The following is a 23216-nucleotide window of genomic DNA, read 5'->3' on the forward strand; positions in this document are numbered from 1 at the left end:
CCCCGGCTCAGCGCCGGAGCGCGATAGACAGCATCAGCAGGCCGATCAGCACGGGCTGGGGTGCTTCTCTCGGGCGACTTCGTCCATCTCACGGCCAACTGGGAGGCGAAGCGCGTGCCATCGATCAACCATGACGCCGAGAAGAGCCTGCGCTCCATGAACGAGATGGACACCTTCATCAAGGCCAGCGGCGCCAGGTTGTTGATCAACCACGATCGGGAGCAGAGCGCCTCCATCCCGAAGTCACCCGCCTTTCTCGATTAGAGATATCGGATCAGCAGCGTGAAGCGGTAGCCGCGTCCTGGCACCGTGGCCAGCGCCTGGGCGCCGAGGCGCTTGCGCAGCCCCGATACATGCTGGCGAAGGTTGTTCTCCTCGAGCACCAGGCCGGGCCAGACGCGGGCCAGCAGTTCGTCGTCCGACACGACACGATCGTGCTCCGCCACCAGCACCAGCAGCAGGCCGAAGGCGCGCGCGCCGACCGGCAGCGGCGCGCCCTCGGCCAGCAGCAGGCGCTGCGCCGGCCGCAGCTCGAACCGGCCGAAGCGGCACGCCTCAGCGGGGGCAGGGGGTCGACATTGGGTGCCGAAGATTGGCGAGCGATCGGTTTCACAACGATTCACGGCGCCGAGATGGTGTGAGGGAAGCGCACTGGACACACTGCCCTTCACGCAAACCCACCCTCTCGATGGAGCTAAGGATGAACTTTCGCAAACTGACGATCGCCATGTGCTGCATGGCCGCTCTCGCCGCCTTGTACGAGACGGCGCAAGCCGCGGCCGCCGCGGGCGGCACCGACCTGCGTGGCGTCACCCAGAACTGGGACAAGGTCCTGCCCTCCGAAACCGGCGCCGGCTGTCCCAACTGGTCGACCCGCTTCACCTGCGTGATGAACAACTCGGCGGTGCGCGACAACGAAACCGGCCTGGTCTGGACCCACCCGCTTCATTGGCAAGGTCAGCCGTGGCCGATGTCCTGGCACCACGCGAAACTCGAATGCGCAAATCTGGCCGTCGGCAACCGCAAGGGCTGGCGCCTGCCTTCAGTGACCGAACTGGCCAGCCTCATCGACATGAGCAACCCGGCCGAGGTCAAGCTGCCCGCGAACAGGCCCTTCATCTACCAGCAAACTCCTCAAGGCCACGCCTATTGGACGTCGACCCCGCTCAAGCAACCCTTGTCGGACCTTGCGCCGGAAGTCTATGTCGTCGGTTTCCAGGGTGGCTGGGTCGCCACGATCGACGCCACGTATTTTCAAGGTCTTGTCTGGTGCGTTCGCGGCGGCCAACCGCCTGCAAGCGGCTACTGATCCGAACCCAGCCACCAGGAGACCTGCCATGTCCACCCCCATCGACCTCCACACCCTCAAAGCCCGCCAGCAGGCCGCCTGGGCCAGCGGCGACTACGCCGTCATCGGCACCACGCTGCAGATCGTCGGCGAGCACCTCGCCGAGGCCTGCGACCTGCGCACGGACGAGCGCGTGCTCGACGTGGCTGCCGGCAATGGCAATGCCACGCTGGCCGCGGCGCGCCGAGGCTGCATCGTCACGTCCACCGACTACGTCGGCAGCCTGCTCGAACGCGGCGCCGAGCGCGCCCGCGCCGAACGCCTGCAGGCCACCTTCCAGGTCGCCGACGCCGAGGCCCTGCCGTTCGACGACGCCAGCTTCGACGCGGTGCTGTCGACCTTCGGCGTGATGTTCTCGCCCGACCAGTCGCGCGCCGCCGCCGAGCTGGCGCGCGTGTGCCGCCCCGGCGGCCGCATCGGCCTGGCGAACTGGACGCCCGAGGGCTTCATCGGCCAGGTCTTCAAGACCCTGGGCCGCCACCTGCCGCCGCCGGCGGGCGTGCAGCCGCCATCACGCTGGGGCGTCGAGGCCAACCTGCACGCCCTGTTCGGCGAGACGGCCGGCGCCATCTCGGTGACGCCGCGCATCTTCAATTTCCGCTACCGCTGCGCGGCGCACTTCATCGACGTCTTCCGCACCTGGTACGGCCCCATCCACAAGGCGTTTGCCGCGCTGCCGGCCGACGCTGCGCAGGCCCTGGAGCGCGATCTGACGACGCTGCTGACGCGCATGAACCGCGCCGGGGGTGCCTCGCTGGTCGTGCCCAGCGAATACCTCGAGGTCGTCGTCACGCGGCGATGAACACCATGGTCACCGCCGCGATCGACGAGCGCCCGGTCCTGCCGGCCGTGCCCTTCCACCGCGAAGCCGGCAGCGGTCCGGGCGTGGTCTGCATCCACTGCAACGCGAGCAGCTCGTCGCAGTGGCGGCCGCTGATGGACCGGCTGGCGCCGCGCCACCGCGTGCTGGCGCCGGACACCCACGGCGCCGGCCGGGGTCCGGCCTGGCCGACCGACCGCCCACTGACGCTGCACGACGAAGTGGCGCTGCTGGAGCCGGTGTTCGAGCGCGCCGGCGCGCCGTTCGCGCTGGTCGGCCACTCGTACGGCGCGGCCGTCGCGCTGCTCGCCGCATTGAAGCAGCCCGAGCGGGTGCACGCGCTGGTCCTCTACGAGCCGACGCTGTTCGCGCTGGTCGATGCCGCGTCGCCGGCGCCGAACGCGGCCGACGGCATCCGCGAGACGGTGGCGCGCGCCGCCGCAGCGCTGGCCGCCGGCCATCGCGCGGCTGCGGCCGAAGCCTTCATCGACTATTGGATGGGTGTCGGCGCCTGGGCCGCCAAGCCCGAGTCGCAGCGCAGCGCGATCGAGGCCGCCATCGTCAACGTGCAGGGTTGGGGCGGGGCGCTGCTCGGCGAGACCACGCCGCTCGCTGCGTTCCGGGCGCTGGACATGCCGGTGCTGCTGATGCAGGGCAGCGAAACAACGACCTCGGCGCGGGCCGTCAGCAATCTGCTCGCACGAACACTGCCCCGGGGCGAGACGCAGACCTTTCGCGGGGTCGGCCACATGGGCCCGATCACGCACCCGGCAGTGGTCGACACGGCCATCGCGGACTTTCTGCGGCGCCATCCGGCGCCCCCTGGTGGGCCGGTGATCGCCCGAACCATGCGATCGTTGTGTTCGAACTGAAGACCACACGACCGGCACCAACGGGGCACCCGATGCGCAGTGGGGCAGGCCCCCGGCCTCGGGCATTGCGACGGTCATCGCCTCCAGCTTGCCGATCTGCGCGACTTCTACTCGACATCCTGCGCGCTCTTCCTGCCGCGGCGAGAGGCAGGCGATGCCGTCATCACGACGGCTTGGGCGGCCTGTTGGTCTCCATCGCAGCGATAGCGCAGGCGCGAGCGAGCCACTGTCAGAACGTCCGCTGTAGAGACAACCCCGGCGATGACGCGGTGTGGCTACACCGGGTGCTGCGGATGCTGCGGATGCCATGGCGCAATGGCTGGTCGCGCTGCCGTATCGACGGACAACCTGAAGATGTCCGGCCGGTGGTAATGCCCGGCCGCATCGAACTGCCGCCGCGCGGCGCGTACCTGGTCGAGGTCGACCTCCGCGGTGAGGATCGCCTCCTGCTCGCGCAGCGGCCCGGCCAGGATCTTCCCGTCGGGTCCGACGATCACGCTGTTGCCGACTTCCACCCAAGCACCGGCCGCGCTCTGGAAGCCGGGCCAGATATCGTTGCGACCAGTCAGGTTGGTGGGAATCTGCTCGGCCCGCAGGCAGGGGTTCACGCCGACGACGAAGCAGCGTCCTTCGCGCGCCACGTGCTGCATGGTCGCGACCCAGGCATCGCCGGTGGCCAGCGTTGGCGCGGCCCAGATGTCCACGCCCTGCGCGTAAAGCCAGAAGCGCGCGAGCGGCATGTAGTTTTCCCAGCAGGTCAGGCCGCTCAGACGCCCGAATGGCGTGTCGACCACCGGCAGCGTGGAGCCGTCGCCCATGCCCCACACCGTGCGTTCCGAGCCGGTGGGCACCAGCTTGCGGTGCTTGGCGAGCAAGGCGCCGTCCGGGCCGAAGTACAGAGTGGTGTTGTAGAGCGTGCTGCCGTGAGCCTCGCGTTCGTGCACGCCGATCACGACGTACGCATCGGCGTCCCGCGCGGCAGCCCCCAGTGCCGCCGTCACCGGCCCCGGCACGACGACGGCTTGCTGCACCAGGAGCGAGTACCACCGGGCGTCGCCGTCCCAGATCGGGCGGGTGTCGATCCAGATCGGTGTGCCCGGGATGAAAGCTTCGGGCAGCACCACGATGCGTGCGCCTTCGCGCGCGGCCTGGCCGATCAGCGCCACCGCCTTGTCGACGCAGGCGTCGCGGTCCAGCAGCACGTAGCTGGCCTGCACGGCAGCGACCACGGTGCGTTGCGGCAGCATCACTTGGTTCCTCCCGCCACGAGCAGCTCGCAGGGGCCGACAAAACCTTGCGGCGTCTCGAAGCGGCGCAGCGCGGTGGCGATCTCATCCCACACCGATGCATGCTCATCGACCGGCACCGACGAGAGCATCTGGTGCAGAGCGCCGAACGACTCCTTCTCGAAGCGCACGCAGTCGGCGGCCGACGGCAAGTGCAGCGGTGCCGTCACGGCTTGCACGCTCACGTTGCGAAAGCCCGCCTGCTCGAGCGCGCCCTGCAGCACGCCGGCATCGCCGAGGCTGAAAGGTCCCGGCTGGCCCGGCTCGGGTGCCGGTAGAAGGGCGCGCTTTCGGATGATGCCCACCGGCACCGAGAAGAACTGGTTGCGGTCTGCGGTCGAATAGACGATTGCGCTGAAGCGCCCGCCCGGCCGCAAGGCATTGCGCGCTCCAGCCAGCGCACGCCGCTGATCGGGGAAGTAGATCAGCCCGAGGCGGGAGATGACCGCATCGAACGAGGCCGGGGGCAGGTCGCCGAGGGCCTCGCCATCGAGTTCCTGCGTGTCCACCTTCACGCCCGCCTGCGCAGCGGCGCGCGTTGCGTAATCGAGGATGGCCGGCGATATGTCCGTCGCCACGACGCGGCCCCCGGGGCCCGTGCGGCGGGCCGCCGCGATGCTCTGGCCGCCTGCGCCGGCAGCCACGTCGAGCACGTGGCTGCCGGGCCCGACGCCCGCGATGTCGAGCATCTGCTCGGTCGCTGCGCCCAGCCAGTCTTCCAATGCGGGGCCCCAGCGGTGCCAGGCCTCGGCCGCCACCTGCCACTGCTCGCGCGTCGTGGCCTTGTATTGAAGCGGGTCGAATGTCATGTTTGCGATCTCCTTTGGGCAGCCAGTGTTTGCCAACGGCGCTGCGCGCGCATCCGTGGCCACTACGGAAACTGAGCTCCGTGGCCGGCACGCCCCGCTGAGCGGCTGCCGCATACTTGATCCATGGCGCCCCCTGCGGTCACCGATCTCACCAAGCGCGAGCGAGAGGTATGGTCGCTGGTCGCCGCCCACCTGACGAACAAGGAGATCGCCGACCGCCTGTTCCTCTCGGTGCGCACGGTCGAGTCGCACGTCTCCTCGCTGATCCAGAAGCTTGACGTGGCCGACCGGCGCGCGTTGGCGCGTTACCCAGGGCTGGCCCCTGTGGGCGGTCGGTGGACCGGCTCGCGCTGGCCGGCGCCGGCCAGCAGCTTCATCGGCAGGACGGCGGAGTGCACGGCGCTACGCGAAGCCATTGCCGCGCACCGCATGGTGACGATCACCGGTCCCGGCGGCGTCGGCAAGACACGGCTGGCGCTCCACGTCGTCGAGCCCTTGGCTGCCATGCGCCGCGATGGCGGCTGTTTCGTCGATCTGGTGCATGTGAGTGATCCGGCGATGGTGCTGGGTGCGATCGCCTCGGCCGCCGGCGTGGTGGCGCCAGTGGGCGGCTCGCTTGCGGATGCGCTGTCGACGGTGCTCGCCGGCAGCGACGCGGTGATCCTGTTGGACAACTGCGAGCACCTGATCGACGCAGTGCGCGATGCCGTGGCCCGGCTGATCCGGTCATGCTCATCGCTGGCCATCGTCGCCACCAGCCGCCTGCCGCTGCGCGCACCGTTCGAGTGGGTATTTCCAGTGCCTGGGCTTTCGTTGGCCGAGCGTGATGGCGACGCGGCGCGCCTGTTCGAGGAGCGCGCGCAGTCCGCCGGGGTCACGGTGCCGTTGGACGCGCATCAGGTCGCGGCGCTGTGCGCGTCGCTGGGCGGCATGGCTCTGGCGATCGAACTGGCGGCGGCGCGCTGCCCGGCCCTGGGGCTCGACGGATTGATCGCAGGGCTCGATCAACGGCTGCGGCTGCTCACCTTGGCCGATGGCGGCGATCGTCGGCATGGCTCGCTGCGCGAGGCCATTGCGTGGAGCTACCGGCTGCTGCCGGCGCCCGACCGCGATCTTCTGGCAACGGTGTCGGTCTTCGCGGCGTGGTTCGACGTCAGCGCAACGCTGGCCGTGCTCGAAGCCGGAACCCGTCGCTTCGACGCAGCCGATTCGCTGGCGCGACTGGCGGATCACAGCCTGGTGCTCGTCGAGCCCGGGCAGCCGACGCGCTACCGCCTGCTGGAGACGATCCGCCAGTTCGGCGCCGAGCAACTGAATGCGCTCGGCCGTAGCGAGAAGGTGCACGAGCGTCATCGCCGATGGTGCGGCGTCGCGCTGGCCCAGTTGGCCCAACAGCCGCGCGACGAGGCCTGGTGCGAGCGGCTGGATGACCTGGCTGCCGATGCGCGTGCGGCTGTGATGAACGCCGACAGCACACGCAGCGTGCCGGCCGCGCAGCAGGCCGCTCGCCTGGCAGAGCAGCTGGCGGGACAGGTGCTGCTGCGTGGAAGGCCTCAAGAGGCGCAAAGCGGCTACGAGCAAGCGGCCGCGCTGGACGTGGATCCCGTCCAGCGAGCGCGCTTGCTTCGACTGGCTGCGGGTGCCGCCGCCTGCAGCCTGGTAGGCAACGACACACTGCGCCTTCTGCGAGAAGCCGCCGACCAGGCCCTGGCCAGCGGCGAGCCGTGCGCTGCTGCAGTGGATCTGGCCGCGAGGGTGATGTTTGTGCGCTGGGCGCCAGGCATCCTCGCATCGCCGCCCGAGCGAGGCGCCGACGAAGTGTGGCTGGCCGAAGCCGAGTCGCTGGCCGGCGACGCCGCGGCGCCACGGGCCGTGATCGCCGTGGCCGCCGCGCTCGGCCTGCCCGACGACGATGCGCGAGTCGACGCGTTGATCGAGCAGGGCATCACCCTGGCCCGGCAAGCGCAGATGCCGCTGATCGAGAGCGTCGCCCTGGACAGGCTGTGCGCCTCGCACCTCGCGCGGGCCGAACTCCTGCGGTCGATCGAGAAGACCGCCCTGCGGGAGGACCTGCTGATCCGCCAGGGACTCGACGCCTCGACGGCCTACCACTTCAACGACTACTTGTTGATGGCATCGGAGCTCTGCCTCGCTGCCGGCCAACTCGAATCGGCGGCTGCGTATGCCGACCGGCTGGCCGCCCTGGACTGCTACCGCGACTATCCGCATCCGGCACTCGCGCGGCGAATCAAGGTGGACGCGATGGCCGGCGACTTCCAAGCTGTGGTCGAGCGCGGCGAGCAATTCCTGGCCGCCTGGCAACGCGCGGGCCGCCCGGTCTCCGGCACGCTGGGCGTGACGGCGTACGCGGTTGCAATGGTGCATGGCATGCGGGGTGACGAGGCCAGGCGCAGGCAGTGGATCGAACTGACCAAGACGCTGACGTCCCATGCCGTGCCCCTGAACACATGCGCCTGGGCGCAGGCGATGGACGCGCTGCTGGCGCTCGACCGTGGACAGCCGGAGATGGCCTTTGCGCGCCTGTCATCGGACGTCGACGACCGATCGGTCTGGAGTTCCTCGGTGTTGCGCATGTGGCGCCCCTGGTACGCGGCCCTATGGGCAGAGTCGGCGGCATTGGTCGGGCACTCGAGCGCTGCGGGGAGATTGGAGCGCGCCGCTGCAGCCACGCGGGAGAACGAAGTCGCTGCGACGATCGTGAGGCGCGCAGCTGATCTCCTGGCGGGGCGCCCCTCTTCGCTGCGCGAGCATTCCAACATCTTCCTTCGGCTTGGCTGCGACTATCAACGACGACGAACCGAGGCGCTGGCACATGGCGGCAGTAGTCCCGGTGCCTCAAGCAGCGCAGATTGATTGACGGCTGCGTGCCTGCTCACGTTCTTCGCGAAGCGCGATGACCCTTTACCCGATTCAGAAGCGGCCCAGAAGCAGAGACTTCCGGCTTCTCGGATTTCGCCGTTGTGTGTTGGCTCGAATTCGATTCGGCTGAGGGCCCGGATTGCCTCGCTGCTGCCGGCGCATAAGGAAGGACCGGACAGTGAGGTCTGGGCGACCGGCTACGACCGCGACTTTTCATGGGTGGAGTTGCCGGTATTGGACTCGGCCGGCGCGCCCATCCACACGCGCGGTGTGACGGCGATGCAAGGTCTCTACGTTTCGGCATGCCGTGGTTGCACAAGCGCAAGTCGACGTTCCTGGGCGGGTCGAGGTCGTGCGAACTCTGTTAGGTGCAGGGGCACCAGTCGCAGCGGAAGGTCAACTCGAACCAACACTTCACAAGACTGTACGAAGCGGCAACGTAGAAGTCGTGCGACTCCTGCTTGACGCAGGAGCTAACGTCTCAACGAACAGGCGGACTTCGCGGAAGCTCCGATCCATGTCGCTGCGGAGGAGGGCCATCCCGAGGTAGTGGAGCTACTGTTGTCGAGGGGCGCAGACGCGCTGCTCAAGAGCACTTTTGGTGGAACAGCACTCGATATCGCACTGGCTGCAGGGAAGGAGGCATGCGGTGCGTTGCTTACCTCAAGGCACTTTAGGGCCACGGAGGGGGGACAGGACAGGAACGACAAACGAAGAGCTCAGGCCTGCCTACCGGAGCGTGCGAACCAACAGCGAACAAGAACTGCTGCCAGGTGATTGACTGCCAAGTGTCGGTGTTCGCCACGGGAAGGAGTCGTCCGCCGCTCTCGGCTTGGCGGGGTGCCGCGATGCATCCACCGGCGTGGCCAACTTCGAGTCGCCTGTGGCATCGCGAAAGGGGCGCTGCTGCTGTTGGCCCACGGCCAAAGTTGAACGACGACCACCTCTCGGTTTGTGCAAGCCCAAGCGGGGCGCGTAGATCAACCCCACGCATACGTCAGCGGTGTGGCGCTCAGCTGACCTTCGACAACGACGACTCGTCGGCGGGACCCGGCCAGTTGCTGTCCTTCGAGCTTGGTAACAGAAGCGGTCATTCGGCGACGTGCTCGCCCCATCTGCTGCCTTGCAACCTTGGAGTCCCGTCGCTTCGACAGAGGAGCGCACGGTGACCTCTTCCGTGGACTCTCAGTGCGGGTGGGCGACATCGACCACAAGTCGCGGCGCGTCGTGTCTCAGTTCCACACCCCTTCCGAACGCGTGCAAGCCGTTGACATCCAAGACATGAATGCTGCCGTACTGCATGCGCACGAAGCCGGCCGCCTGCAGCTCGTGCAGGGCACGATTCGCGATCTGACGCGACAAGCCGCAAAGGCGTGCGATCTCCTCTTGCGAGATGCGCAAGGCGTCTGAGGTGACCGAGCAAAGTGTCGGGTTGAACAGCTCTGCCACGCACACTGCCACCTGTGCAGTGGTTGACTGCATTCGACAACTCTCCACGACAGCAACGAACTGGCCGAGTCGAGCGTTCAGCTGCCGCACGAGGAAATGGTTGAACGCCAGGCTGGTTTCAAAGAGCCAGTCAAACGTCTTCACGGGCATCAGCGCGATCCAGCTGTCTCGCAGCGTGACCACTTCGTAAGGCCTGAGTTCGCGCTTGAGCATCGACCCCTCTCCCAGCCACCCGCCGGAGGAGACGCCGATGAAAGTCGTGCTGCGGCCGTCCGCGGAAACGGTGTCGACCTTCACCATTCCGTCCAAGACGCCGAGCCAATGTTCGGCGGGCTCGCCTTCCTGAAACACGACAGACCCGGCGGTGTACTTGATCACCTGAGTCTCTGCCTCCACGCGCACCAGCTGCTCGGCAGTGAGGTGCTTGGCCCACGGAGCTTCCAGAAGGCGGTCGCGCAGTACGAGGGAGGAGGAGGAGGGCATGGTTTCCCCTAGCCGAAAGACGCGGCGAATGTACACCGATGGACAGTCAATCGGCGGCGCGGATTCCAGAATCATTCGAGTCAACGATCCGTCGACCGCGGGATCGGCGGCCCGACATGCGCGCCATGCATCTGCCGACAACAAGAAGGACTGAGACATGAACGTTGGAAACTGCAAGATGAGCCGGACACACGTGGTATCGCTCGTCGCTACGGGCTTGTGCGCCTTGCTGCTGTCGGCATGCGGCTCGGATGACGACGCAGCGGTGCCGGCAGCGCCCGTGGTGACTGCCCAGCAGGCCTGCGCTGCACTGTCCGGCAAGACGATTGCGGGCGCGACGCTGGCCGCCGTTGCGGTGCCCGCGAGCGGAGCGGTACCGACCTATTGCAAGGTCAATGGCACCATCGCACCGTCGTTGAACTTCGAGATGCGTCTGCCGGATGCCTGGAACGGCAAGCTCTACTACGGTGGCGGCGGTGGCTACAACGGCTCGATTCCCGCGTTGTCCTTGCCGGCACTCGCTCAAGGCTACGCATCGGTCGCCAGCGATTCGGGCCACCAGGGCAGTGCGCTGTCCGCCAGCTTCGCCTTGACCGACACCTTTGCGGCCCAGCTCTTCGGTAGCCTCTCGGTGCCGACGGTGATGTCGACCGCGCTCGAGACGGTGACTGCAGCCTACGGCGTGCCGCCGTCCAAGTCGTACTTCGAAGGCTGCTCCAACGGCGGGAGGGAGGCACTGATGAACGTGCAGCGCTATCCGAACCTGTTCGACGGCGTCATCGCGCGCGCACCCGCGTACAACTGGGTCGGATTCATGGGCGCGTTCAACCGCACGGCCAAGGCCCTGGCGGCTCCCGGAGGCGCGTTCAGCACCGCCAAGACGGCGCTGTTGGCGAAGCATGTGCGCGATGCCTGCGACGGACTGGATGGCATCGTCGATGGCGTCGTCTCAAACGCCGCAGCTTGCACGCCGGCGCTCGTCAACGTGACCGTCCTGCGCTGTGCCGGCGGCGCCGATACCGGCGACACCTGCCTGTCGGATGCTCAGCTTGCGGTGGTGACTTCGTGGACGACCGACGCCGTGTTCTCCGGCAGCAGTACCTTCCGCAATGCTGGCTGGCCCTTGACCGGAAACGAGGACGATCCGGGCGCATGGGCCGCGTGGGAAACGGGCGGCGGCAACGTCACCGGTGCGCTGCAGTTCCTGTTCCAGGACACGACGGTCAAGAACTATCTCGCGCGCGACCAAGCGGCGAATTCGCTGACCTACGCACCGTGGGACCAGAACCAGAATGCGCTCTATGCGATGGCCGCGCTTAACGACGCGACGAACACCGACATTCGACCATTCATCAACAGTGGCGGCAAGCTGATCCTGTGGCATGGCGGCAATGATGGGGCGCTCAGCGTGAACTCCACCGCCGAGTACGTTGCCAACATGCGAGATGCCGTCGGCGCGACGAATGCCGATGCATCCACTCGCTTCTACGTTGCGCCCGGCGTCGATCACTGCGCAGGTGGCCCGGGAGCGGACAGCGCCGACTTGCTGACCGCGCTGGATCAGTGGGTGACGAGGGGCGCCGCGCCTGCCACGCTGACTGCAGAAAAGCGCGATGCCTCAGGAGCGTTGACCTTCGCTCGGCCGTTGTGCCAGTACCCGCAGTACCCGCGCTACACGGGCCCGGCCAACGACGCTTCGGCGGCGAAGTTGGCAACGAACTACACCTGCACGGCGCCCTGATCAGGCACCTGGGCACGTACTTTCCTGAGGCCCTCGTACGGATCGATCGTCTGCATCACGAGCGGATCGGTTGCACTGGAGCGACGTCCTCCCCCTCTTTCGACACATCGTCGACGCCGGCGCGCAATGCACGCGTGTCCGGCATGCCTTGCTTGACCGGTGCGGGAAGTCCGCTATCGCTGCGCGAGGCGGACGCCTGCACGCCCACGGTAGGGCACAGACGGATGACGGAGGCCGATGGCGACAGTCGGATTGGCGCACGGCGATGCGATCACGCCATTGCTGAAGAAGTCGATCGCGCACTGCACGCGCATTGCCTGCAGCACCAGGGCCCGTGTAGATACGACCTCCACCGCATCTGCGAGAACGCGGTACGGTCCGACCTGGCGAATCAGGGGTGGGTAGCACATCCAGTGCGACATGTTCGTATATTGGCATGACGGTCATATAATGGAACGCCATGCCAACATGGAGGCTTCCATGTCCCGCAAGCCACTGTCCCATATCCGAGTCCTGGATCTTTCCCGGGTGATCGCCGGCCCGTTGGCAGCGCAGATCCTCGGCGATCTGGGCGCCGAAGTCATCAAGGTCGAACGCGTAGGCGCCGGCGACGACGCGCGCAGGATGGGGCCGCCCTTCCTCAAGGACACGGAAGGGCGCGATACGCGCGAGACGCCGATCATCCTGGGCTCCAACCGCAACAAGAAGTCGATCACCCTCGACCTCGCCCAGGCCGATGGGCAGGCGATCGCCCGCAGGCTGGCGACGATCTCCGATGTGCTCATCGAGAACTTCAAGGTGGGCGACCTCAAGCGCTATGGCCTCGACCAGGAAAGCCTGCGCTCGCTGAACCCGCGTCTCGTCTATTGCTCGGTGACCGGCTTCGGCCAGACCGGCCCGTACGCGCCGCGCCCCGGCTACGACTCGATCTTCCAGGCGATGGGCGGGCTCATGAGCGTCACCGGCTACCCGGACGAGGAAGGCGGCGCGCCGGTCAAGACCGGCCCGTCGATCGCGGACTTCATCGCCGGGCAGTTCGCCGCGATCGGCGTCATCACGGCCCTGTACGACCGCGATGCGAACCGCGAGGCGAGCCGCGGCCGTGGGCAGCACATCGACGTCGCCCTGCTCGACTCGGTGATCGCCTCGCTGTCGCACTACACCGCGCAGTACCTGGCGACCGGCGAGGTGCCGGTGCGGCGCGGCACCCAGGGCAACGGCGGGTTGCCGTCGCAGATGTTCCCGTGCGCGGACGGTGCGGTAATGGTCGTGTGCGGCAACGACGAGCAATACCGGCGCTTCTGCCAGGCCCTCGGTCATCCGGCGCTGGCCGACGACGAGCGCTTTGCCGGCAACCCCTCGCGTGTGCGCAACCGCAGGGCGCTGGCCGACACGTTCGACGCCATCACCCGGACCTGGCGCCAGTCCGAGCTGCTCGCCGCCCTGGAAGCCGCCGGTGTGCCAGCCGGGCCGATCTACGACCTTCGGCAGGTGTTCGAGGATCCGCAGGTCCGGCACCGGGGCGTCGCGGTGGAGGTGCCCCACCCGCTGGCCGGCCGCGTGAAGATCTGCACCAACCCCATCAAGTTCTCCGACACGCCGATCACCGACTACACGGCGCCTCCAGTCCAGGGACAGCACACCGAAGAAGTACTCAAAGGCTTGCTCGGCATCGATGACACGGAGCTGCGGCGCCTGGCCGCCGCGGGAATCATCTGACCCCGGTCTCCGGCAAAGGGGCTTGAGTGGTGCGGCGCGTTCGTTTATATTATCGAACATTGTTCACAAAATAAGCGCCGCAGACCGGAGACAAGCCGATGACCGACGACGCGATCCGCTGGCAACTCGCCGACACCGGTGTGCTGACCCTGACCTTGGCCCGGCCGGAGGTGAAGAACGCTCTCGACACCGCGGCGCAGGCGCTGCTTCTGCGCCGCGTGCACGACGCGGCGCGGCATCCCGGCGTCAAGGTCGTGGTGCTGGCAGGCGAGGGCGGGTCGTTCTGTACCGGTGCCGACGTCCGCTCGATGGGTGCGCCGGACCCGGACGACGCCATCGCTGCCGAGCATGGCCACAGCGAAGCGTGGATGGCGGCCGAGGCGCGCATCGACCGCTTGAAGCATCTCGCCCGCGCCGCCCAGTGGCTTCACGACATGGGCAAGCCCACGATCGCCAGGCTGCGCGGCCCGGCGGCCGGCCTGGGCTTCTCGCTGGCGCTCGCCTGCGATTTCCGCCTTGCCGCGGACAACGCCTTCCTCGTCACCAGCTTCTCGAAGATCGGCACCTCGGGCGACTATGGCGGCAGCTGGTTCCTCACGCGGCTGGTCGGCGCTTCGCGCGCCAAGGAGATCTACATGCTCTCCGAGCGCATCGGTGCGGCGGAGGCGCTGGCACTGGGCCTCGTGAACCGCGTGCTGCCCGACGCCGAGCTCGACGCGGCCACCGAGGCCTTCGCGCTCAAGCTCGCGCAGGGTCCGACGCTCGCGTGGCGCGCCATCAAGGACAACATCCATGCCGCAGCAACGCAGACGCTCGACGCATGCATGGACCTCGAGGCTCGCAACATGATCCGGTGCCGGGTGAGCGATGACTGCCGGGAAGCGCTGGCCGCCTTCGGGCACAAGCGCGAGCCGCGCTTCTGCGGGCGCTGAACGCCATGGAGCCGAAGACCTCCGACCGTCCTTCCGACATGACGCCGCTCACGCGCGAAGGCGCCGTGGCGGTGATCCGGCTCAGCTACCCGGCGCGCCGCAATGCGTTCGGCATGCAGATGCGCACCCAGCTTCGCGACCGACTGCGTGAAGCGATGGCCGACGAGGCGCTGCGCGCGATCGTCATCACGGGCGAGGGTGGGCACTTCTGCGCCGGCGGCGACATCAGCGAGATGGCGCAGCGCAGCCTGCTGCAGAACCGCGAGCGCTGGAACGTCGTCGTCGACCTGATCCGGCTGATCGCCACCGGGCCCAAGCCCGTCGTCACCGCCGTCGAAGGTTCCGCGATGGGTGCAGGCTTCTCGATCGCCGCGCTCGGCGACTACCTCGTCTGCGCGCGCGACGCGAAGTTCGGCGCCGCCTTCGCGCGCATGGGCCTGATGCCCGACATGGGCGCGCTGTGGAGCCTGCAGCACCGCGTGGGCCGCGCAAAGGCGCGCGAGATCCTCGGGCTGGCACGTCCGTTCGATGGTGCCGAGGCTTGTCGCATCGGCCTCGCCAACGAACTGTGCGAGCCCGGACAGGCGCTCGAACGCGGGATCGCGGTTGCGTCAGAGTACGCAGCGCTGCCGCCGGTGACCAGCGCGCTGCTCAAGAGCACGCTGGCCCAGGGCGTGGACTCGCTCGAGGCGGCGATTCGCAGCGAAACCGAGTTCCAGGCGGTCGCGATGGGCACGGCGGACCATCACGAGGCGGTGCGCGCCTTCATGGAAAAGCGCTCTCCGCGGTTCGAAGGCGCCTGACGGCATGCGATGTGACAAGCGCCGCGGCGCGTGCCTCTCTCGTCCGCCCGGCTGCGCGCTCGTGACCGCGGCACCTGCCACCGAATGAACGCGACTGGAGGGAAACGATGCCCCCACCGAACTTGAGCCCCGTCCGGTTGCGCGTGATCCTCGCCGTGCTGGTGATCACCGAGATCAACAGCGCCTTCGAGGTCGGGATGATGTACGGCATCCTCGGCACGCTGGTGCGCGAGTTTCGCGACCCCGTCGGCGTCGGCTGGCTCATCACCGGATTCCTGCTCGTCGGTGCAGCGTCCGCGGCGCTGTGCTCGCGGCTCGGCGATCTGTACGGCCGGCGCCGCCTGGTGCTGGTGATGTTGTTCTTCGCGACCTGCGGGTCGCTGGTCAGCGCCCTGACCGACAGCCTCGGCGGGCTGATCGCCGGACGCGCACTGCAAGGCGTGGCCGCCGGCCTGCTGCCGTTGTGCATCGGCCTCGCGCGGGAGCTGTTCCCGGCCGGGCGGGTTCCCGTGGTCATCGGCTGGCTGGCCGCCGTCGCGAGCTTCGCCGCGAGCGTCGGCATTCTCTGCGGCGGCTGGCTGGCCGACAACGTCGGCTGGCGCTCGACCTTCTGGATCGGCGCCGGTCACGCGGTGGTGTCGATCGCCTGCGTGGCGCTGCTGCTGCCACGCTCGCAGCGACGCCCACGGATCGGCCGGCTCGACATCCTGGGCGGCGTGCTGTTCGCACCGGCGGTGGCGGCCATCCTGTTGGCCGTCACGCGGGTCAAGGCCTCGGGCTTGGGCGATCCGGTGACGCTCGGCTTGGCCGCCGCCGGCATCGCCATGGGGGTGGCCTGGGTACGGCGCGAGCTGCAACACCCCGACCCGCTGCTCGACGTGCGCCAGTTCCGCCGGCGGCAGATCGGCCTCGCGATGCTGCTGATGCTTCTGTTCGGCCTCGGCACGTCGCAGCTGATGCTGGTGGTGCTGCTGATCGCGCAGCAGCCGGCGTGGGCCGGCATCGGGCTCGGCCTGACCGCCACCGCGGCGGCGTTGATCAAGCTGCCGGCCGCCACCGCGGGCCTGTTCGGCGCCCCCTGGAGCGGCCATCTGGCGGCGCGGCACGGGGCGCGGCGCGCCGCGATCGTCGGCACCGCCGTCATCAGCCTGAGCTGGATCGCGATGTCGCTGTGGCATCACACGGTCTGGCAGCTCGTGGTGCTCACCTTCATCGCCGTGGTGGGCGGCTCGATGCTGTATGCGGCGATTCCCAACCTGATCGTCGAGGTGGCGGCGACAGAGCGCACCAGCGAGCTCAACGGCATGTCGCACGTTCTGCGCACCGTCGGCACGGCGATCGGCACCCAGGCGGTGACGATGCTGCTGGCGAGCGCCACGGTTGCCGATCCGTCGGACGGTGCGGTCCATCACCCCGCGCCTGCGGCCTATATGCTGGCCTTCGTCGCCATCAACCTCTCCGCGGCCGTGTCCATCGTGGTCGCGCTCGCGCTGCCGCGCCGCTGCGGCCCCGTGCCGGCCGGAGCGGCGGCGGCTGCGGCTCATTGAAAGCCCTGAGCATGAGAAGAGCCGCGATCGTCTGCCCCGTGCGCACCGGCGTCGGCGCGTTCGGTGGCAGCCTGAGGGCGCTGACAGCCGACCAGCTCGCGTCAGCGGTCCTGAAGGCGCTGCTCGAGCGCAGCCGCATCGACCCGGCGCGCATCGACGAGGTGATCTCGGCGCAGTCTTACTCGAACAGCGAGGCGCCGTGCATGGGCCGCTGGGCGGCGCTCGATGCGGGCCTGCCGCTCGACGTCGCCGGCTACAACCTCGACCGCCGCTGCGGCTCGGGGCTGCAGGCCGTCGTGAATGCCGCGATGCAGGTGCAGACCGGCGCGGCCGACGTCGTCGTCGCGCTTGGCGTCGAGAGCATGAGCAACATCGAGTACTACAGCACCGACATGCGCTGGGGCTCGCGCGCCGGCTCGGTGAGCCTTCACGACCGGCTGCAGCGCGGCCGCGAGCGCTCGCAGCCGGAGCATCGCTTCGGCTTCGTCTCCGGCATGCCCGAAACCGCCGAGAACCTGGCGCGCGAACACGGCATCACCCGCGAGCAGAGCGATGCATTCGCGGTGCGCAGCCACCAACGCGCGGCCGCGGCGTGGGCGGCTGGCCGATTCGACGACGAGCTGGTGCCGGTGAGCGTTCCGCAAAAGAAGGGTGAACCGCTGAGCTTCGCCCGCGACGAGGGGGTGCGTGCGGACACGAGCCTGGAGGCGCTCGCAGCGCTGAAGCCATTGCTGAAGGGCGGCACGGTGACTGCCGGCAATGCGAGCCAGCAGAACGATGCGTCCGCGGCCTGCCTGGTGGTCGCCGAAGACAGGCTGGCCGAGCTCGGCCTCGAACCGATGGCCTGGTTCGGTGCCTGGGCCGCCGCGGGCTGCCACCCGGCGACGATGGGCATCGGCCCCGTGCCCGCGGTGCGCAAGCTGTTCGCGCGCACAGGCCTCGGTTTCGACCGCATCGACGTGGTCGAGCTGAACGAAGCCTTCGCCGCCCAGGCGCTCGCCGTGCTGAAGGGCTGGGACCAGCCGCTCGCGGAGATCGACGAGCGGCTCAATGTGAACGGCTCGGGCATTTCGCTGGGCCACCCGATCGGCGCCACCGGCGTTCGCATGCTGGCCACTGGCCTGCACGAGCTGAAGCGCCGGCGCGGGCGGCGGCTCCTTGCAACCATGTGCATAGGCGGAGGACAGGGCCTGGCCGCACTGTTCGAACGCCCGTGAACCCCTCGACCACCATGCTGAACACTCGCATCACCGACCTGCTGAAGATCCGCCATCCCATCGTCCAGGGCGGCATGCGCGGCCTGGGGCTCGCGCCGCTGGCCGCGGCCGTTTCCAACGCCGGCGCTCTCGGGATGCTGTCGGCGCACACGCATCCCGACGCGCCGAGCCTGCGCCGCGAGATCGAGCGCACGCGCGCGCTGACCGGCGCGCCGTTCGGGGTCAACCTCACCGTGCTGCCCTCGCTCGGCTCGCGCGATTTCGACGGCTACGCGCGCGTGATCGTCGAGACGGGCGTACCGGTCGTCGAGACGAGCGGCGGCAACCCGGCGAAGTACATCGCGCTGTTCAAGCAGCACGGCATCACCGTGCTGCACAAGGTGTCGTCATCGTTGCGCTTCGCGCTGAAGGCGCAGGACCTGGGCGCCGACGCGGTCACGCTGCATGGATTCGAATGTGCCGGGCATCCGGGCGAGGACGACATTCCCGGCCTGGTGCTCATTCCCGCGGCGGCGCGAGCCCTTCGCCTGCCGGTGCTGTGCTCCGGCGGCGTTGCCGACGGCCGGGGCCTGGCGGCGGTGCTCGCGCTGGGCGGCGAGGGCGTGGTCATGGGAACGCGCTTCATGCTGACGCAGGAGTGTTCGCTGCACGACGCCGTGAAGGAGCGCCTGCGTGCGGCAGGCCTGCGCGATACGGCGATGGTCGGCCGCACCGTGCGCGATCCGGCGCGCGTCTGGCGCAATGCCTTCGTCGAGCAGGTGCTCGCGGCCGAGAAGCAGGGGAGCGCCGGTCCCGAAGAGTTTCACCAGCTCGTCGACGCCGAACGGTGGATCGCAGCCTCTCGCCGCGGCGATTCCGAAGGCGGCGCGTTCCCTGCAGGACTGTCGCTGGGCCTCATCGACGACCTGCCCACCGTCGCGGATGCGGTGTCGGCGATGGTCGCGCAGGCCGAGGCGGTGATCCGCGATCGACTGGGCGGCATGCTGCGCGCCTGAAGGAGACAGACCGTGACCCGCTCGATCCTGCTCGTGGCAGCCCTGCTTGCCCTGGCCGCCGCGAACCCCGCCCGCGCACAGGAGTGGCCGAAGGCCAGGCCGGTGCACCTCGTCGTGCCTTTCGCGCCGGGCGGCGCCACCGACGTCCTCGGACGGCTGATCGGCGGCGAGCTGGCCAAGGTGCTGGGCCAGGCGGTGGTGGTCGACAACAAGGCGGGCGCCGCCGGCTCGATCGGCACCGACCTCGTCGCCAAGTCATCACCCGACGGCTACACGATCTGCTTCTGCACCACCGGACCGCAGGCGATCCTGCCTCACCTGACGAAGCTGCCCTTCGATCCGCGAACCGACCTGGTGCCCGTCGTGCACATCCACAACGTTCCGAACGTGCTGCTGTCACGCAGCCGGTTCGAGGCGAGCAGCGTCAAGGAACTGGTTGCGCGGGCCTTGGACAGGCCGGGCACGATCACCTATGCATCGACCGGGCAGGGCGGGCCGCAACACCTGGCCGGCGAGCACTTCCAGAAGCTTGCGGGCATCAAGCTCGTGCACGTGCCGTACAAGGGCGAGAACCCGGCATTCGCCGACCTCGTTGGCGGACAGATCGACCTGGCGATAGGCTCGATCGCGGTGGCCGAGCCGCTGCTGGCCGCGGGCAAGATCAAGGCGATCGCCGTCACGGGCACGAGGCGCTCGCCCTTGCTGCCGAACGTGCCGACGGTCGCCGAATCGGGGTTCCCGAACTACGAGGCCTTCACCCTCGTGGGCCTGAACCTGCCGGCCGGCACGCCACGGGACATCGTCGACCGGCTCAACACGGCCGCCAACCAGGTGCTGGCGACTCCCGCGGTGCGGGAAAGAATGCTGGCGATGGGTGTGGAGCCGGTCGGCGGCACGGCCCGGGGCTACGCCGACTTCCTCAAGTCGGAATACGAGAAGAATGGCCGCATCGTCAAGGAAGGCAGCATCGCGCTCAGGGATTGATGCCGCGCACGCGCTGCCTCAATTCGGCCTTGCGTACCTTCCCGGTGGGCGTGCGCGGCAGGTCGGGCACGACGAGCAGTGCCTCCGGAGTCTTCTGCCGCGCCACGCCTGCGGCTGCGAAATGGGCCTGCACCGCGGACAGGTCCAGCGTGGCGTGGCTGCGCAGAACCACCACGGCGCAAACTTTCTCGCCGTAGCACGCATCGGGCATCGCGACGACTGCCAGGTCCTGCACGGCCGGGTGGGTGGCGAGCAGGCGCTCGACCTCCTGCGACGAGATGTTCTCGCCGCCGCGGATGATGATGTCCTTGCGACGGTCGGTGATCGTCAGGTGGCCCGCCGCATCCAGGCGGCCGATGTCGCCGGTGCGGAACCAGCCGCCGGGAGCGAACGCCTCGGGCTCGAGCGCAGGGTCGGTGTACCCGATGAATGTCTCGGGACCGCGCACGAGGATGTCCCCGTCCTCGCCGGCCGGCAGGTCGCGGTCGTTCGAATCGACGACGCGCACCTCGGTGCCGGGCTGCACGACGCCGTCGCAGTGGGCGCGCTGCTCGAACGGCATCGCCGCCCAGCCGACGCTGACCGTGGAATGCTCGGTCAGTCCGTAGCTGCGGGAGGCGCGGATGCCGCGCGCTTCCGCCAGCGCCACGTGTTCCGGCGCGACGCCGGTGCCGCCGAGGCCGTACGCAGCGAGCGAGGAGATGTCGCGGCTGTCGCGCTGCGCGGCTTCGAGCAGCGCCTGCAGATGGAACGGCGTGCCGCCCGACAGGCGCACGCGGTGCCGCTCGATCAGCGCGGCGGCCTGTGCCGCGTCCCAGCGGTCGGTGAACACCATCTCGGTGCCGGTGACGAAAGGCCGCAGCAGGAAGTTGAATCCGGCGATGTGGCCGGCGGGAAAGGGCGTGTAGTACGGGCCGTCGCCATCGACGAAGGGCGTCAACCACTCGGCGCGCACGCTGTTGTGGCTGTGGCGCACTCCCTTCGGCGACGCGCTCGTGCCCGAGGTGTAGAGCAGAAGCGCCGTGTCGTCGGCCGGGCCGGACCAGCAGGCGATCGGGTCGCCACAGGCGCCGGCTTCCTCCAGCTCGGACCAGGTCAGGTGCGATACCGCGGGATTCGCGTCTGCGGCGAGGATCACGCGCTCGAGCGCGGGCAGATCGCCGCAGGCGGACAGGCGCGCGAGAAAGTCGATCTGCCGCCAGCGCGCTGGCACGGCGAGGAAGCGTGCTTGCGATTGGCGCAGGATGAACCCAAGCTCGGCCGGTCCGTAGATGTGAACGATGGGCACGAGAACCGCACCGAGGCGCAGCGCTGCGAGGTAGAGCAGCGTGGTTTCGATCGAGGTCGGCATCTGGACCGCGAACCGGTCACCTGCGCGCACGCCCGCGGCATGCAGGCCGATCGCGACGCGCCGCGAGCGCTCCAGCAGCGCCGCCGCGTTCGAGTGCTGCTCGCCTCGTTCGGTATAGAAATGGAAGCGCGTGCCGGGACGCTCGCGGGCGGCGGCTTCGAGCGTCTGCGCGAGCGTGAGGTCGCCATGCCAGCCGAGTGCGCGCCAGCGTTCGCGCAGCGCGTCGCGCTCGTCGTTCGGCATCACGCGGGCGGGCGCGCGAGCAGGCAGCGCAGCGTCGCCACGAGCGCCAGCGGCTGGTCGAGCATCAGGTGATGGTGAGCATCCGGGAGCTCGATCAGGCTGCGGCAGCGCGGGAGCATCGCTGCGATGCGACGTGCGCGGGGCGCGTCCAGCAATGCGCTGTGCTCGCCGCGAACCAGGTCCACCGGCACCTCGACCGCGCGCGCGTAGTCGTCCATCGGCAGACCCATCAAGTCGAGCGGCAGCGCGGGGTCGAACTGCCAGGTCCAGCCGCCGTCGACCTCGCGCAATGACTGGCTGGCGAGGTAGGACTTCAGGTAGCCGAGATGAGGCTGGTCGGGCAGCAACCGAAAGCGCGATTCGGCGAGCCGGCGGTCGGCATAGGGCCGAGGGTTGCCGACCGCCAGGCGAGGAAACGGCGCATCGCCGCGCATCGCGATGTGCGAGTCGAGCACGATCGCGTGCGAGATCAGCCGGCGCGTGCGGACACAGCCCTCGAGCAAACGTCCTCCGCCGAAGCTGTGCGCGGCGACGGTCACGCCGCCCTGCGGCGACTGCGGGGCCAGCTGCTCGACTGCGGCGATGACGTCGTCGGTGAACGCTGCGGTGGTGTAGATCGCGCGCGAGCCGCTTTCGCCCATGCCGGCCAGGTCGAGCGCGAACACCCGGTGGGTGGCGCAGAACCACGGCGCGATGAAGTCCCACCAGTGCGCATTGCCGCGGTAGCCGTGCACCAGCAGCAGCGGCGGCTTGTCGCGCTCGCCGGCATTCCAGCCGGCCATGTGGAGGCCGGTGCCGTCGCGGCTGGTCAACGCGTGGGCGCTGCGCGGCTGCGCCACGGCTTCGTGAAACCAGGCGGGCGCGCCGTCCTCCAGCGGCATCTTCATCGCGTGCGCAGCGCGTCCCACTGCCCGTCGTCCCAGTCCTGCATCGCGCGGAAGGTCGGCCCGCCGGCGCCTTGCATCCATCGGCCGCCGTCCATCACGATGAGGTCGCCGGTGAGGTAGCCCGATCCGTCGGCGGCGAGGTAGGCGTACAGGTCGGCCAACTCGCTGTGCTTGCCGAAGCGGCGCAGCGGCACGCCGCGTTCCTGTGGCTCGACCTGGCTGCCGGGCGGATACAGGCGCTCCCACGCACCTTCGGTCGGGAACAGGCCCGGCGCGACGCAGTTCAGGCGGATGCCTTTCGGGCCCCATTCGACGGCCAAGCTGCGCGTCATTGCCAGCACTCCGGCCTTCGCCGCGGCCGACGGCGCCGTGAACGACTGGCCGGTCATCACCGGCGTGGAGACCGTGGAGATCACGTTGCCGGGGCGGCCCGCCTCGATCCATCGCCGGCCGGCAGCGATCGTGCAGTAGAACGTGCCGTGCAGCACGATGCCCAGCACCGCGTCGACCGCGCGCGGCGAGAGCCTGTCGGTGCGCGCGATGAAGTTGGCCGCGGCGTTGCACAGCAGCACGTCGAGCGGGCCGCGGGTCCAGATGGTGTCCATCATCGACTCGACTTGCGCGGCATCGCGGACGTCGCACGCGACGGTGTCGACGCGCGCGCCCGCGACGGCGGCACGGAACTCATCGGCGGTGGCATCGAGCACTTCCTTGCGGCGGCCGCAGATCACGAGGTGCGCGCCCAGGTCGACGAAGTGCCTGCCGATGCTCTTGCCGAGCCCGGTGCCGCCGCCGGTGATCAGGATCTTCTTGCCCGCCAGCAGGTCGGCTTTGAACATGGTCATGGTGA

At 68.9% G+C, this 23216-nt stretch carries 20 protein-coding genes; 13 read left to right on the forward strand and 7 right to left on the reverse strand.

Annotated elements, in window-relative coordinates:
• Positions 1-114 precede the first annotated feature (114 nt).
• The gene (locus tag P7V53_RS10265) at positions 115-264 is read left to right on the forward strand and encodes a hypothetical protein (RefSeq protein WP_280155385.1); all 150 of its coding nucleotides are present in this window, start codon (positions 115-117) and stop codon (positions 262-264) included.
• Here P7V53_RS10265 and P7V53_RS10270 read toward each other — a convergent pair.
• Complete coding sequence (locus tag P7V53_RS10270; RefSeq protein WP_280155386.1) at positions 261-623, reverse strand: winged helix-turn-helix domain-containing protein; 363 nt, start codon at positions 621-623, stop codon at positions 261-263. The genes P7V53_RS10265 and P7V53_RS10270 overlap by 4 nt on opposite strands.
• A gap of 77 nt (positions 624-700) precedes the next feature.
• On the opposite strand from P7V53_RS10270, the gene P7V53_RS10275 reads away from it, so the two are divergent.
• From P7V53_RS10275 to P7V53_RS10285, 3 genes are read left to right on the forward strand one after another with little or no spacing between them, the layout of a single operon-like run.
• The gene (locus tag P7V53_RS10275) at positions 701-1309 is read left to right on the forward strand and encodes a DUF1566 domain-containing protein (protein ID WP_280155387.1); all 609 of its coding nucleotides are present in this window, start codon (positions 701-703) and stop codon (positions 1307-1309) included.
• A 28-nt stretch (positions 1310-1337) separates the two neighbouring features.
• Positions 1338-2150 (forward strand): class I SAM-dependent methyltransferase, encoded by an 813-nt coding sequence (locus P7V53_RS10280; protein ID WP_280155388.1) that lies wholly within the window; start codon positions 1338-1340, stop codon positions 2148-2150.
• A complete protein-coding gene (locus P7V53_RS10285) occupies positions 2147-3040 on the forward strand; it encodes an alpha/beta hydrolase (protein WP_280155389.1) in 894 nt (297 codons plus the stop codon). Before P7V53_RS10280 ends, P7V53_RS10285 begins: the two co-directional genes overlap by 4 nt.
• A gap of 275 nt (positions 3041-3315) precedes the next feature.
• Here P7V53_RS10285 and P7V53_RS10290 read toward each other — a convergent pair whose 3' ends face one another.
• Together P7V53_RS10290 and P7V53_RS10295 are read right to left on the reverse strand one after the other, a co-directional pair.
• Positions 3316-4287 (reverse strand): carbon-nitrogen hydrolase family protein, encoded by a 972-nt coding sequence (locus P7V53_RS10290; RefSeq protein ID WP_280155390.1) that lies wholly within the window; start codon positions 4285-4287, stop codon positions 3316-3318.
• Positions 4287-5135, reverse strand: a complete 849-nt coding sequence (locus tag P7V53_RS10295) for a class I SAM-dependent methyltransferase (RefSeq protein WP_280155391.1) — start codon at positions 5133-5135, stop codon at positions 4287-4289. Before P7V53_RS10295 ends, P7V53_RS10290 begins: the two co-directional genes overlap by 1 nt.
• A 123-nt stretch (positions 5136-5258) precedes the next feature.
• On the opposite strand from P7V53_RS10295, the gene P7V53_RS10300 reads away from it, so the two are divergent.
• Positions 5259-8009, forward strand: coding sequence for a LuxR C-terminal-related transcriptional regulator (locus P7V53_RS10300; protein WP_280155392.1), 2751 nt, complete (start codon positions 5259-5261; stop codon positions 8007-8009).
• Positions 8010-9200: 1191 nt separating this feature from the next.
• Here P7V53_RS10300 and P7V53_RS10305 read toward each other — a convergent pair.
• Positions 9201-10106 (reverse strand): Crp/Fnr family transcriptional regulator, encoded by a 906-nt coding sequence (locus tag P7V53_RS10305; protein ID WP_348273466.1) that lies wholly within the window; start codon positions 10104-10106, stop codon positions 9201-9203.
• Here P7V53_RS10305 and P7V53_RS10310 point away from each other — a divergent pair.
• The 8 genes from P7V53_RS10310 (at position 10105) to P7V53_RS10345 (ending at position 19885) form a co-directional block, all read left to right on the forward strand.
• A complete protein-coding gene (locus tag P7V53_RS10310; RefSeq protein WP_280155393.1) occupies positions 10105-11688 on the forward strand; it encodes a tannase/feruloyl esterase family alpha/beta hydrolase in 1584 nt (527 codons plus the stop codon). The genes P7V53_RS10305 and P7V53_RS10310 overlap by 2 nt on opposite strands.
• 480 nt (positions 11689-12168) lie before the next feature.
• Positions 12169-13407, forward strand: coding sequence for a CaiB/BaiF CoA-transferase family protein (locus tag P7V53_RS10315; protein WP_280156482.1), 1239 nt, complete (start codon positions 12169-12171; stop codon positions 13405-13407).
• A gap of 98 nt (positions 13408-13505) precedes the next feature.
• Positions 13506-14339, forward strand: a complete 834-nt coding sequence (locus tag P7V53_RS10320; protein WP_280155394.1) for an enoyl-CoA hydratase — start codon at positions 13506-13508, stop codon at positions 14337-14339.
• 5 nt (positions 14340-14344) lie between these two features.
• Positions 14345-15142: an enoyl-CoA hydratase/isomerase family protein gene (locus P7V53_RS10325; RefSeq protein ID WP_280155395.1), complete on the forward strand. Its 798-nt coding sequence runs from the start codon at positions 14345-14347 to the stop codon at positions 15140-15142.
• Positions 15143-15249: 107 nt separating this feature from the next.
• The gene (locus tag P7V53_RS10330) at positions 15250-16689 is read left to right on the forward strand and encodes an MFS transporter (RefSeq protein WP_280155396.1); all 1440 of its coding nucleotides are present in this window, start codon (positions 15250-15252) and stop codon (positions 16687-16689) included.
• An 11-nt stretch (positions 16690-16700) separates the two neighbouring features.
• Positions 16701-17906 (forward strand): acetyl-CoA C-acetyltransferase, encoded by a 1206-nt coding sequence (locus P7V53_RS10335; RefSeq protein ID WP_280155397.1) that lies wholly within the window; start codon positions 16701-16703, stop codon positions 17904-17906.
• A gap of 14 nt (positions 17907-17920) precedes the next feature.
• Entirely contained in the window at positions 17921-18901 is a 981-nt protein-coding gene (locus P7V53_RS10340) for a nitronate monooxygenase (RefSeq protein ID WP_280155398.1), read from the forward strand.
• 12 nt (positions 18902-18913) lie between these two features.
• A complete protein-coding gene (locus P7V53_RS10345) occupies positions 18914-19885 on the forward strand; it encodes a tripartite tricarboxylate transporter substrate binding protein (protein ID WP_280155399.1) in 972 nt (323 codons plus the stop codon).
• On the opposite strand, the gene P7V53_RS10350 is transcribed toward P7V53_RS10345, so the two are convergent.
• From P7V53_RS10350 to P7V53_RS10360, 3 genes are read right to left on the reverse strand one after another with little or no spacing between them, the layout of a single operon-like run.
• Positions 19875-21479, reverse strand: a complete 1605-nt coding sequence (locus P7V53_RS10350; protein WP_280155400.1) for an AMP-binding protein — start codon at positions 21477-21479, stop codon at positions 19875-19877. The genes P7V53_RS10345 and P7V53_RS10350 overlap by 11 nt on opposite strands.
• Positions 21479-22366 (reverse strand): alpha/beta hydrolase, encoded by an 888-nt coding sequence (locus tag P7V53_RS10355; RefSeq protein WP_280155401.1) that lies wholly within the window; start codon positions 22364-22366, stop codon positions 21479-21481. The genes P7V53_RS10350 and P7V53_RS10355 overlap by 1 nt, the downstream gene beginning before the upstream one ends.
• The gene (locus P7V53_RS10360) at positions 22363-23211 is read right to left on the reverse strand and encodes an SDR family oxidoreductase (RefSeq protein ID WP_280155402.1); all 849 of its coding nucleotides are present in this window, start codon (positions 23209-23211) and stop codon (positions 22363-22365) included. Before P7V53_RS10360 ends, P7V53_RS10355 begins: the two co-directional genes overlap by 4 nt.
• Positions 23212-23216: the final 5 nt, after the last annotated feature.

This window comes from Piscinibacter sp. XHJ-5 (genome assembly GCF_029855045.1).
GTDB lineage: Bacteria > Pseudomonadota > Gammaproteobacteria > Burkholderiales > Burkholderiaceae_C > Albitalea.